Consider the following 12985-nt stretch of genomic DNA (forward strand, 5'->3'; position numbering starts at 1 on the left):
AAGTATGCGGGAAAAGTAACTTATTAAGTATTGCTGCTATATACAACTCATACTAAGTCTTCCAATTTTCAATTTTGATACTATTATACATTAAGCTAACTTCTTTAAATTTGGATTTAAAGCAAAAAAAATGGCTGCAAGAAATAAATCTTGCAACCATTTAAAATATTCTGATTAAATAACCAGCAGTGTCCGTTAAGACATGTACTTATAATTAGTAACCAGGGTTTTGTTGAATTCCAGAATTAGCATTAAGTTCTACCTGTGGAATTGGCAAAGCAAATTTGAAACTTGTCAAAGGCAAGTTCGATGGGTTAGCAGCAGGGAAACTCCATGCGCTTGAAGCGTACTCAGAAGGATCTCTATCTAAACCAGCACCTGCTAGAGTACCAATACGTTTTAAATCAATAAATCTAAAACCTTCAAAAGACAATTCTTTTCTTCTTTCATCTAAGATTCCTTTCCAAGCTGCTTGTGCATTAGCAAATACAGGAGCAACTTGAGCTGTTGGGAAACGAGCATCTAAAATTGCTTTCAAATTAGTACCAACACCTACTAAATCACTAGCTGCAGCTCTTGCCTCAGCTCTAATGAAATACATTTCAGAAATTCTAGAAACCATAAAATCAGGATTGAAACCATTTGTTGCTGTAACAGCAGACTGACCACCGTGTTTTTGCAAAACAATGATATCACTGTTTCTAACATCCGTTGCAGTAGCATAGTTTGGATCAATTAAAGATGGACTAGTACCTGTCAAATGAACAATTGTATTAAGTCTAAAGTCATTTGGCACTGCAGCAAGTTTGTTATACAAAGCTCTACTTACTTCATAAAATGGAGAACCATTTCTTCTGTTAGCAATAGAAACCCAACCGTTGTTTAGGTTGGTGGTTTGCACATTTTGTTGTACCGTTCTTCTCAATCTAAAAATAACTTCTGTACCTGCAGCCTCACTGTGCGTGTGAAACACAGCATTGTATTGCGCTTGTGTATTCGCTAGAGTAATTCCAGAAGTGTTTATTACGGTATTTGCAAATATTTCAGCATTAGGATAATCACCTTTTAATGCATAAGTACGCGCTTTAAGTGCTTGAGCTAAAACTTTAGAAGGATAATACGTTTTAATTATACCTGCATAAGCAGTAGCCGTATTAGCATCAAAAATAGCTATAGCATCATTCAGATCCTTGTGAATCGCTGTATAAAACTCGCCATTTGAAACTCTTAGTGGTTGTTCTGTAGTAAGGATAATTCTATCCGCTAAAACACCTGCTAATGCAGCATCATCTTTAGGATTAGTAGAAAAATAAGACATAATCTTCAGGTGAGCTAATGCTCTCAACACTAAAGCCTCAGCTTTTGCTCTGTTAATTACTTGTTGATCTGCAGGAGATATGGCAACAACTTGATCAGCAAAAGTGATAACACGATTAATTCTGGCTAATGCAAAGTAATTAGATTGCCAAATAGCAGCGGCCGAACCATTACTAACATTCATTAAAAAAACATAATCAGTAGTAATCCCTTGACCTCCATTGTTTGACCCAGGAGCCGCTTCATCCGTAAATATAGAGCTAAATACATAATCTGCTCTATTAGTAAGGATATTCATAGATGAATTTACCAACCTAACTAAATCACTACTCTTAGTCACAGCCACTTCTTCGGTAAGAGAGCCAGGAGTAAAAGGCTCTAACAAATCATTTGTACACGAAACAAAAAGTGCAAATGATACAATTAATATTCCAAATATTTTCTTCATAATTTTTCTAATTAAAATTTAACATCTACACCAAAAGTGTACAATCTTGGTGTTGGGTATTGATATACATCGTTAGTTCTACTACTTTCAACATCAAAACCTTTCCATTTAGAAAAAGTTAATAAATTTTCTCCTTGTAAAGAGAATGACACTGCTGTCATAAAAGTATTCTTCAAAAACTTTTGTGGCACATTGTAACCTACTTGTACGTTTCTCATACGAATGTAAGAAGCATCTTTAAGGAAACGATCTGATTCATCAGTTAAACCCAAGTTACCTGCATTTAATGCAGGAACGTCAGTATTAGTGTTAGTAGCTGTCCAAGCATTTAACATGTCATCCGTAACAGTAAACTGTCCAATGTTACCCACTGAGTACAAGTTGTCTAAATCGTAATCAAAACGAGCTACATCATACGCAAAAGTAAATAATGTAGAAGCATAAAACCCTTTAATGCTAAAATCAAAACCAAAACCACCTTGATACTTTGGTAAGTTATTCACACCCGCTCTTCTTTTATCTGCTTGAACCGGAGCTTCTGTTGGATTACCAGCTGCATCTTCAAATAATAAGTTTCCGTTCACTGGATTAACCCCTAAGTAATGATATACAAACGGTTCGTTGATACTGCCGCCGTTCTCACTAACAAAAAGACCACCTGGTAAAAATATTTGACCTGTAGCATTAGTAGTAATATTACTAACAAGATTGGTATTTTGAGAACCGTTAGCTCTAATAGTTAAAGCAATTTCTTTTTCTGGGTTTCTAATAATATCATAAGCCAAGTTTAACTCTAACCCTTTGTTAGTAACAGTTACATCAGTATTTTGAGTTAAAACTGATGTACCCGAAGTTGAAGTAACCGGATTTTCCAAGAACAATTTAGTTGTTGATCTATCGTAATAATCAAAAGCTCCTCTAAGTCTTCCTTTAAACATTTCAAAGTCTAAACCAGCATTCCATTGTGTAGTTATTTCCCATTGTAATTCAGGATAACCAAAGCTAATTCCATAACCTGTTCCACCATTATAAGCGTTATTCACAAGACCATATATGTCAGCAAAACGAGGAGGATTAATACCTTGAAAAACATCTCCTCCTACAACTCTTTGATTCCCTACTGTACCGTAAGATCCTCTTAATTTTAATACATCTATAAAAGACACATCATCCATAAATGCTTCTTCGTCAATATTCCATCTACCTCCTACAGAATAAAAAGTACCCCATTGTTTTTCGTCAATAAATCTTGAAGAACCATCTGTTCTTACAGATCCAACAATACCATATTTACCCTTAAAGTCATAATCAAACGAACCAAAATAAGAAATCAAATCATTTCTCACGTTACGCGCTGAAATTGTCGGTACATAAAAATCATTCGTACCAGTATCACCTGCATAACCAGCTCCTGTATTAGGAACGAAAATACCTGCAATTAAACCTCTTTGTCTAATATTGTTAGTGTACAAACGAGAATGATTGTATTCCATGTTCGCATTTACATTGAACGTATGATCTCCTAACGTTTTACCATAATTGATTTGCCATAAATTGTTAAAATACCACTCTCTTCTTGAATTTATGTCTTCAAAACCGGTAAAAGTTTGACCTGCAGCTTGAAACAACAATGCATTGAAAGAGTTTGGAAACTCAGATTGAAAAAATCTAGTATCTAATAATTGACCATTTAATCTACTACGTACTGTTAAATCCTTTGTGATATCATACGAGAAATCTGTAGCAACATCAACTCGTACCTCATCCGTTTGGTTTTTGTACTGTTGTAGTTTATCCACTAACATAATAGGAGTAGCCAATAAACCCGGAGTATTATTATAATAATCCAATGCTGATTGAGGACCTGTGTAAATACTTGGAGAAACATAAGGAGCTGAAATAAAAGCACCTAAAACATAATTTCTATTAATAGCACCATCACCCAAAGAAGTCGCTTCATTGTTTTTACTAAAACCAAATGCAGTATTAACTTGATATTTAAATTTTTCATTTGTAGATCTACCATTAACATTATTTCTTAATGTAAATCTTTTTAAACCAGTTGTAGCTAGAATACCTTGTTGCTCAAAATAACCCAAAGAGGTATAAGAACTAACATTTTGACTACTGTTTTCTACAGCTATGGTATGTGAAGTTGTATTTGATTGATTAAAGAAATAATCAACCCAGTCCGTATTGATATCATACGCTGCAATTTGTGCATCGGTTAACGTAGCTCCCAAACCAGAACCAAAATTTTTCTCAATTTGTAATAATTGTTTAGAGTTAGCATAACTGTATTTTGGTTTTTGCAATTCTCCAACACCATACTGAGAGCTTGCTCTAAATGTAGTTTTAGACTCACCAAACTTAGCTCTTTTAGTTTTAATAACTATAACACCATTTGATCCTCTGTTACCATACTCAGCAATTGCCGCAGCATCTTTAAGTACAGATGTAGACTCAATGTCATTAGGGTTAATAGAACGGAAGTTATCACTGTTAGAAGGAAAACCATCAATAACATATAATGGATCTGAGTTTCCTGTAATAGTTCCTACCCCTCTAATCACAACTGTTGATTTAGCACCTGGCTGACCTGTACTAGCAGTGATATTAACCCCCGCTAATTGACCTTGAAGTGTATTAATCGCATTTGCATTAGGTCTGTTTTCAATTGTTTTGCTTGAAACAGTTGCATCTGATACAACAGCCATCTTTTTAGTTACTGTTCTATACCCTTGAACAACTACCTCAGCTAACATCTTAGCATCATCTTGCATCGATACGTTGATGGTACTTGCAGCACCTACTGTTTTTGACGATTGAGTCATCCCTACGAAAGAGAAAACCAAAACGTCTCCAGTTTTCGCTTTTATTGAATAAGCACCATCGAAATTGGTTTGTACTCCTGAATTAGTACCTTTAATTAAAACATTTACACCAGGAACTGGACCAGAAGCATCAGAAACGACACCGGTAATAGTTCTCTCTTGTGCAAATGCAAATTGCATTGACAAGGCCAACAGCAATGAAAAAATCCATTTGAATTTTGATCTCATATTAAATTTGTTTTGAATTAGTTATTTCACAAAAATCATAATAATTTCTTAAAGAAACAAATATATCCTAGAATTAACACAATTTATTTTTTTATAACAGAACCAATTAAAAAAAACATTTACATGCACTATATTAATAGTTAAACCGCATTATTCGCAGATATTTCTATTTAAGTGTGTTTTTATGCTAAATTAACAAAATGTTAAGCAACTGTCTTTTTAACTCTAAATTTAGAAGAACTACATATCAAGCTACGCTATTGTAGGAATGACAGTCCTTGAAAAAAATTGAAAAAGGCACTATAACTGCATCCATCCGGCACCGACAGAGCGACAAAGCACATTCTCTTTGTTGTACCACAAACCCTCTAAAACAGGGCTGCAATAAATCATTTTTCCAATTAAGCAAAACAATACTAGTATTGCTTTGACTAGCAATACCCTCTTTTTTCTAAAGACCGTCCCGCTTGCGTTTAGCCCCCTAATATGAACTACTTACCTAAACAAAGGCTTTTTCACGTTTGAAACCGATAAATTAGCTTAAAATAGTTAAAATAGAAAATTTCTTATAAAAAATTACATACTAAAACGGTTTTTTTTACGTTTGAAAAGTAATTTTATTCCAAAACACAACGAATTGGCTTCTTGCACTCTAAAATACAAAATCAATTAAAAAACCTTTTCCTTCATGAATACTGTTTAACAAACCCTAATAACTACTTCCTTTTTTCTACATTTGCAGCATGTTTTCAATTTTCAAATCAAAACCCGTACTGAAGGATCTAATCCCAGACGATCATATCGACATCCACTCCCATTTGCTTCCTGGCATAGACGATGGCGCAAAAAACTTTGAAGATACACTTCTACTTACCACTGCGCTTCAAGGTTTTGGTGTTTCACAATTTATCACCACGCCTCATATCATCCAGCATGTTTGGGATAATACTCATGAACAAATCCTATCTAAGAAAGCAGCGACAGTTCTTGAATTACAACGCAACCATATTTCCATTCCCTTTAAAGCTGCCGCCGAGTATTTGATGGACGATCAGTTTGTACGACTGTTTCAATCCAAGGACTTATTGACCTTGAAAGATAATTATGTACTAGTCGAAATGTCGTATATCAACGCACCTATTCAACTATACGACATCCTTTTTGACTTGCAAGTGGCCGGTTACATTCCAGTATTAGCACATCCAGAGCGCTACCTATTTTACCACAATAACTTTAATGAATACTTCAAACTAAAAAGAGCTGGCTGCTTGTTTCAACTGAATCTGTTGTCCATCGTGGGCTATTATGGTGCCGGGATAACCAAAATAGCGGAACAGTTGCTTCAAAAAGGACTTTACTCCTTTGTAGGATCCGATGTGCATCACAACAATCACATTGCAGCCTTTGACCAAAAAGTACAAATCAAAGACATCATGCCATTGCAAGAAGCCATTGCTAACAATCAATTTTTTAAATTTGGCTAACACAATAGTTGCCGCACATTACTTATTATTTATTTTCAATCCAAGGTTATTATTTTCTTCTAAAACAGGAACTAAAGTTTTTCTTAATTCTTAACTGGTTTAAAACTTTTCTCGGTATACTATTTTCAACATATAAGTCATATAAGTTTAGTGATTACTACCGCTTCATTTCCACGTAAAACAAGAATTAAACTTTTTGTTATTCCTTATTGCTTTAAAACTTTTCTCGGTATGGTATTTATCAACATATAAGTTTTTATAAATTGTAATACTTAAGTTCGCTGTAAAACAGGAATTAAACTTTTTCTTAATTCCTTACTGATTTAAAACTTTTCTTGGAAGATTTTCTCAAACATAGAAGTCATATCAGTTTCTAAAATTGTACTACTTACGTTCGCTGTAAAACAGGAACTAAACTTTTTCATATTATAGTACTATTTTGAAACCTATCAGTCATATCAGTTTTTAGTACTTGTAGGACAGCATCAAACCGATTTTTTACTACCACTTTCAATGTTTCACTGAGATGAAAGAAAAAGTGAATTAGATTAACTGAATCAATCAGTGAGAAACCTTTAAATCAGTGACTAAAATATAGTAAGTAATCAAAACGAACTGTACTATTAACCCACAACACAAAAAAGCTTACTTTTTGACAAATTGCTACACGTTCTCTTTTAAAAGTGGTTCGCTGAACACCCAATACAGTATCGCGCTTTAGCAGGATTAACTTATTTTATTTGAAATACTGTTAAAACTTAAATCAAACTATAGAAGACAAAACACTTTAGAATAAAAAAAAAGGTTTACAAAGAAATTAATTCTTTATAAACCTTTTTAAAAGTAATGCGGTAGAAAAATTACATTTTAAATATTTTTTTATACCAAGGTGCTTTTTCAATCTTGAGACCATAGCCATACCCATATCCATACCCTTTTGTTGAATCGGTATCATTAAGCAGCAAACACATATTAGGCAACTTTTGCTCTTTGTATAAGGTGTTGGCTATATTCAGCATTCTCTTTTCTAAGAAATTGGCACGCGCCACATAAATAAAACAATCTGCATGCTTAGCTATTAAGAGCGTATCTGTCACTAAACTAACTGGAGCTGTATCTACAATGATATAATCGTATTGATTTTTTAGCGTTTCAAAAAGGGTGTCTACTTTCTTGTTCATCAATAACTCCGCAGGATTTGGTGGAATTACACCAGCAGGTAGCACATGAAAATCTTCAAACCCGTTGTATTTTACAATAAGATCCTCTAGCACTAAATTTTTAGAAGACAAATAATTAGTAACACCACGATCCGGCAAAGTTAAGTACTCATCTAATCTAGGATTCCTGATATCCATTCCAATCAACAAAACCTTTTTCCCTGAAAGAGCAAAAGTAGCAGCGAGATTAGCAGAGACAAAAGTTTTTCCTTCTTTAGGAAAAGTGCAGGTTAAAAAAATAGTTTTAGCCTGACCGTCAGGAACCTTGCTGAGCATAAACTCTAGATTTGTTCTAATAATTCGTAAAGCCTCGGCAGAACTTGTTCGACTTTCAGATTTTATAATTTCCGAAGGAGTGTCTGAAGTTGGCACATCTCCAATAAAAGGAATTAATGTTTTCCCTTCTAAATCCAGTCGGCTTTTTATTTTAGTGTCTAACAAATCCATTACATAAATGACTCCGAATGGCACCAAAATCCCTAATAAAAGCGCACCCAAATAAATGATATTTTTTTTAGGAGCAACAGGACTATCGGAACCTTTGGCAGCATCCACTACTCTGGCAACTGACTCTGTAGCTGCCAATGCAATAGCCGTTTCTTCCCTTTTTTGTAATAAATACAAATAAAGCTCTTCTTTTACTTTTTGTTGCCTGGCTATGACCCTAAACTGACGTTCCTGAACCGGTATTTTACCAATTTTTTGATTCAAAAGTCCCTCCTGATTGTTGAGATCTCTTTTTTGAATCCTTAAATTGGATTGCATGCGACTCAAACTTGATGCGACATTTGACTTTAAGGATGCTAATTGCTCATTCAGTTTAATCACCGTAGGATTAACCTCGGTAGCCGATTTCAAAATTCTATTGCGGTCTAAAACCAATTGATTGTACGATCCGATTAATTCGGTAGCTTCTCCGCTCACAATATTAGTAGGCAATAAATCAGACGGCTTGCTTTTTTTTATAAAGTCGACCATGGACGAAATAACATTCAACTGAATATCTGCCTCTATCCCTTTTTTATCGTACTCATTGGACCCTTCTATAAAAAGTCCTGCCTCCGTTTCAATGTCTGTTACCTGATTTGCATTCTTAAAATTCTGAACATTTTGCTCTACACCATCCAATTCGTCAGTGATCAAGGCCAATCTATTAGCTATAAACTTAGAGGTGTTTTCAGAAATAAAATTTTTATCAGCGGCAGCATACTCATTGTAATTTCGAACTAAATTATCTAAAAAATCTTCTGCCTTTTGCAGAACAGGATCTACGAGAGAAAGTTCGACAATGCTGCTGGTTTTACTTAATGGGGTCACATTCAAGCGGGCTCTATAGCTTTCCGCTACATTTTCAAGCGGACTAATTACAATGTTTATTGGCTCTACATTTTCATTATACGGCGCTGAGCTTACTAGCGATTTATTTAGAACTAACGTACCATATTTCGTCTTTACCGGCTCTCCATAGCGAAAAACTTTTTTGTCTCCTTCCAACACGTTCCCTTGACCTAATAAATCTTCAAACTGAAAAGTAGATTCCGACAACGCCAAAAATTGATAGGACCTGCTTTTATTATAAAAATCAGACTTCTGCTCCAGATAATTGATTAAAATTGGTGCATTTTTATACAAATTAGTACTTAGTACCTTTCCTTCCACCACAAAGGCAATATTCAAATTCATTTTCCGAACGGTACTTTCTACCAAAGTTCTGGATTTGAGTATTTCTATTTCATTGTCAAGGTTGCTTTTTCCTCCACCAATTCCCATATCGGCAAATGCAGATAATTCTGAGGAAAGTCCGCCTTTCTTTTCATCCTTTACTAATATCGTAGTCGCCGCACGGTATTGCGGTACAGTGTATCTTAAATAGAGGTAGGCACCAAACAAACTGACAAAAACCCCAAATACAAACCATTTCCAATGGGATGCATACTGATCTACAACAGCCCGTATTTGAAAATCCTGTTCTGAATTTTCATTTAACATATTATTTTCCATGAAACTGTTTTATTTTGAAGAGGTAATAATTAATGTGGTTAAAGCTATCAAGATGGACATGACTGAGAATATCAACCCCGTACTCGGACCCACTGCTGATCCGTTGATTTTATTTTGATTAGGCTCTACATAAACCACATCATTTTGCGCCAAGTAATAAAAGGGCGTGTTCATAAACTCGGCTTTAGTAATATCTACCCTATTAAATGATTTAACACCATCTATTTCACGAATAATTAAAATATTCTTTCTTTTTCCATAAACACTCAAGTCACCAGCGAGAGTAAGAGCTTCAATCAAAGTAATTCGCTCGGATGCTATGGGGTAGGTACCAGGGGTATTAACTTCACCTTGCACTGAAACTTTAAAATTCATAATGCGTAAACTGACAATCGGTTTTTTTATGTATTGAGATAATTTAGTATCTAATAAATGAAGAACTTCAGTTCTAGTGAATCCACTAACTTTAATCTTACCCAAAGTTGGAAAATCAATAAGGCCATAGGCATCTACCAAGTAAACCGATCCCAATCCTCCAGCAGTTGCTGTCTCACTAGACGTATTTAAACTAAAAGCTTTAGCAATCTCAGGATCCTCTGCATATACGGAAATCTGCAACAAATCATCGGGTTGTATTTTAATTTCATATGAATTTGATTTTTCTTGGCCTGCTAAAGCATCAATATCCTGATAATAAATCATGTCTTTTTTGGATGCACAAGAGCCCAACAATACTAAAAACAAAAATGGGATTGATTTTTTTAATAAGAAAAAGTATTTCATATAATATGTTTTAAAAAGGGCGCAAATATAGGGATTATTATTAAAATATTAAACATTCAAGAGTAAACGCTACTCGAGACTGGCTTCATTATAAAATTCAATTAAAAGCTTCCCGAAAAAAGGGCTTTAGCTGCATAAGACAAGTGACTGTACGACACTTCTATTTTAAATATTTTTAACAAAAGCTATTTTGTTTTGTTGCAAAATAAAAATTAAACTCTCCTTGAACTTGCTAAAAAACAGGAATAAAACAAAAGAATTAAAAATTATGGATTATCAATCCTATTGCATTGATTAGCAGCTGTCTGATTATTTATCTAATAGTTCATACGTCGAATTCATACTTTTGAACTCTGGCACTATTTTTTTCATCTGAGCTACTATAGCATCGTTACCGAATAAATTAGACAGACTGATTAACTCATTTATATCGGTATGCAGCGCTTCAAACTCTTCTTGAATCTCTTGCGCAATCATGATTTTGGCATGGTGCGTCGGGATGGACTTAGACGTATCATTGAGTAATTCTTCATAGAGTTTTTCTCCTGGTCTCAATCCTACAATCTCTATTTTAATGTCTCGCTCTGGAATAAATCCTGCTAACTTTATCATCTTTCGAGCCAAGTCAATAATTTTGACTGGTTTACCCATGTCAAAAATGTATATTTCACCTCCATTTCCCATTGCTCCGGCTTCCAGCACTAACTGACAAGCCTCAGGAATAGTCATAAAATAACGAATGATGTCTTTATGGGTAATCGTTAGTGGTCCGCCTTCGGCAATTTGTTTGGTAAACAAAGGAACAACCGAGCCATTGGACCCTAATACGTTCCCAAAACGAGTGGTAATGAATTTAGTGGCGCCCGTTCCTTTCTCTTTTTGATCCCGAAGCTGCAACGACTGTACGTATTTTTCAGCAATTCTTTTACTTGCCCCCATTACATTGCTGGGATTTACCGCTTTATCTGTAGACACCATGACAAATTTTTTCACGTTGTACAAGCAGGCTAAATCAGCAAGATTTTTGGTCCCCTTTATATTGGTAAAAATGGCTTGACATGGATTTTCCTCCATCAACGGCACGTGCTTGTAGGCAGCAGCATGAAAGACTACTTGGGGTTGGTATGTTTTAAATACCATGTCCATTGCCTCTACATTTCTAATATCTGCGATGACGGTTCGTATTTTTGCTGTCGTACTGATACTTTCTGTTTCTAATTGCAGGTGATGGAGCGGTGTCTCGGCCTGATCCAGCATGATAATTTTTTTTGGATTAAAAACCAAAACTTGACGCACGATTTCACTTCCTATGGAACCAGCGGCACCAGTAATCAAAATCACTTTATCTTTTAGTTGCTTAGAAATCGCTTTACTGTCTAGCACGATAGGTTTCCGTTCCAGAAGATCTTCAATTTGAATGGTCTTAACTTTCTGGGAAATCTCTTTTTGATTTTCCCAGTCCGAAATTAAAGGTACCGTAAAAACTTTGAAATTGTATTCCAAGCATTGATCCACAATAATGATTTGTTCCTCGCGTGACAATCCCTTGTCCGCTAGAATGACACTTCCAGCACCGACGGAACGCATTAATGCAGGCAGCTTTTTCTTTTGCACTAAAATAGGCAAATCTAACATCCGCTTGGAAGCATTTTGATTGTTCTTATCCACGAACCCAACAATTTTAAAGCGCGATGGAGTTTCAAACTTTAAAGCGTTAGCAACGGATAATGCATTGGCATCCGTACCATAAATCACGGTTCGTATTAATTTAGCATTACTTTTTTCGGAGAAGTACAGTTCAAAAGTTTGTTTCACCACTACACGATACAAAAACAAAGCACAAAAAGAAAGCACGACATTGATAAAGAGTGCGGTGTTGAGGAAGGGCTTTTCTTTGAAAAAAATCTGACTGATAAAATTAAAGAGAAGAAACAAAACCAAAACCGATAGTTGGGAGAATAGCAATTTGACCGCATCGATATTGGAGGAGTGTCGGATGATTCCAGAATAGGTTCTGAATAACCAAAAGAAAAACAAATTGAGCCCAAAAAAAGAACTAATGAAAGCAATATTGTGGGGCGTAGCGATATAATTCATCCCTATTCCTCTAAATATCATGTAGGTAGAAAAAAAACAAAACATTAAAATCAGCATATCAATGCTGACGATAATCCATCGGGGTAAATAGCCTAAATTGTGCAAGTTCATCCTACGATTTAACCTTGTCGTAATTAAAGAATTGAACTGGGATAGTTTTTTATTGATAGGAATACTCAATTTAATTGGTCTTATTTTAGGTGATGATTTTTGATTTAAAATGAAAATCAAATTGTCTTGTCCTGAATAACCGATACAGATTATTAGATAAAAATATTTAATTAAACACTTGCAAAAACGTTTTTGCAAGTGTTTTTTGTTTTATATGTCCTCATTTTAATTTGACTTTGTATATGCATTTTGTTTGGAGTCAGCATGAAATTAGAATAATGAGGTCTTAATTCATTGTATATACTGATTGATTCTTTTACAATTTGTTTCATGATTTTTAAATCTAGGTTGTATTTATCAATCATGAATTCCTGTTTTAATATTCCATTTATTCTTTCTGCTACTGCATTTTCATATGGGTCAGAGTTTTGTGTCATACTTGGTAGTATTCCGTTTTTATTT

The 12985-nt window shown here is 34.7% G+C and carries 7 protein-coding genes; 1 reads left to right on the top strand and 6 read right to left on the bottom strand.

Features of this window, described 5'->3' with window-relative positions:
- Positions 1-214: 214 nt before the first annotated feature.
- Together BLS90_RS15155 and BLS90_RS15160 are read right to left on the bottom strand one after the other, a co-directional pair.
- Positions 215-1765 carry a RagB/SusD family nutrient uptake outer membrane protein gene (locus BLS90_RS15155; RefSeq protein ID WP_091259111.1) on the bottom strand — a complete coding sequence of 517 codons (1551 nt, stop codon included), beginning with the start codon at positions 1763-1765 and terminating at the stop codon, positions 215-217.
- Positions 1766-1776: 11 nt separating this feature from the next.
- Entirely contained in the window at positions 1777-4827 is a 3051-nt protein-coding gene (locus BLS90_RS15160) for a SusC/RagA family TonB-linked outer membrane protein (RefSeq protein WP_091259113.1), read from the bottom strand.
- Positions 4828-5570: 743 nt separating this feature from the next.
- On the opposite strand from BLS90_RS15160, the gene BLS90_RS15165 reads away from it, so the two are divergent.
- Positions 5571-6311 carry a tyrosine-protein phosphatase gene (locus BLS90_RS15165; protein WP_091259115.1) on the top strand — a complete coding sequence of 247 codons (741 nt, stop codon included), beginning with the start codon at positions 5571-5573 and terminating at the stop codon, positions 6309-6311.
- 860 nt (positions 6312-7171) lie between these two features.
- Here BLS90_RS15165 and BLS90_RS15170 read toward each other — a convergent pair.
- From BLS90_RS15170 to BLS90_RS15185, 4 genes are all read right to left on the bottom strand, one after another.
- A complete protein-coding gene (locus tag BLS90_RS15170) occupies positions 7172-9532 on the bottom strand; it encodes a GumC family protein (protein ID WP_091259117.1) in 2361 nt (786 codons plus the stop codon).
- Positions 9533-9541: 9 nt separating this feature from the next.
- Entirely contained in the window at positions 9542-10315 is a 774-nt protein-coding gene (locus BLS90_RS15175) for a polysaccharide biosynthesis/export family protein (RefSeq protein WP_091259118.1), read from the bottom strand.
- Positions 10316-10624: 309 nt separating this feature from the next.
- Positions 10625-12523, bottom strand: a complete 1899-nt coding sequence (locus tag BLS90_RS15180) for a polysaccharide biosynthesis protein (protein ID WP_091259120.1) — start codon at positions 12521-12523, stop codon at positions 10625-10627.
- Between the two features lie 170 nt (positions 12524-12693).
- Positions 12694-12985: integrase core domain-containing protein (locus BLS90_RS15185; protein ID WP_139171451.1), on the bottom strand; the 292-nt coding region annotated here is incomplete at its 5' end.

The sequence above is a fragment of the Flavobacterium omnivorum genome, from assembly GCF_900099915.1.
Lineage (GTDB): Bacteria > Bacteroidota > Bacteroidia > Flavobacteriales > Flavobacteriaceae > Flavobacterium > Flavobacterium omnivorum.

What these genes read in the sequence shown, in the direction of transcription:
- BLS90_RS15165 (WP_091259115.1), top strand. Translation starts at nt 5,571, where the DNA reads ATGTTTTCAATTTTCAAATCAAAACCCGTACTGAAGGATCTAATCCCA.
- BLS90_RS15170 (WP_091259117.1), bottom strand. Translation starts at nt 9,532, where the DNA reads ATGGAAAATAATATGTTAAATGAAAATTCAGAACAGGATTTTCAAATA.
- BLS90_RS15160 (WP_091259113.1), bottom strand. Translation starts at nt 4,827, where the DNA reads ATGAGATCAAAATTCAAATGGATTTTTTCATTGCTGTTGGCCTTGTCA.
- BLS90_RS15155 (WP_091259111.1), bottom strand. Translation starts at nt 1,765, where the DNA reads ATGAAGAAAATATTTGGAATATTAATTGTATCATTTGCACTTTTTGTT.
- BLS90_RS15180 (WP_091259120.1), bottom strand. Translation starts at nt 12,523, where the DNA reads ATGAACTTGCACAATTTAGGCTATTTACCCCGATGGATTATCGTCAGC.
- BLS90_RS15175 (WP_091259118.1), bottom strand. Translation starts at nt 10,315, where the DNA reads ATGAAATACTTTTTCTTATTAAAAAAATCAATCCCATTTTTGTTTTTA.